Annotated in this window: 1 protein-coding gene; it reads left to right on the top strand. The window is 25.2% G+C overall.

Going from position 1 to position 250, the window contains the following annotated elements; genetic code table 11:
- A partial coding sequence (locus IEQ44_RS18725; RefSeq protein ID WP_227487684.1) for a hypothetical protein occupies nucleotides 1-250 on the top strand: 250 nt, incomplete at both ends.

Here is a 250-nt window from a genome sequence, read left to right as displayed (position 1 = left end):
AAGAACCTTGCTCTACTTATACAACAAAAATCATATTATGACTCCATTTTAAAGAAGTATCAAATAAATAAAGGTTCATTACAAACCAATCTTCTGAAAACCATAAATAGTACTTGTGACTCTACCGATTTAAAAATTATTAATTTTTTTGAGCCTCACATTATTCGTCTCAAAAATTTAAAAATAAGCACCTATCAATTTACAGTAAAAGGTGATTATAAAACCATAATACAACTTATTTACATTATAG

Origin of the sequence: Nocardioides malaquae, assembly GCF_015070385.1 — a bacterium.
In the GTDB taxonomy this organism is placed as follows: Bacteria; Actinomycetota; Actinomycetes; order Propionibacteriales; family Nocardioidaceae; genus Nocardioides; species Nocardioides malaquae.
This window is presented reverse-complemented; position numbering and strand designations above follow the sequence as displayed.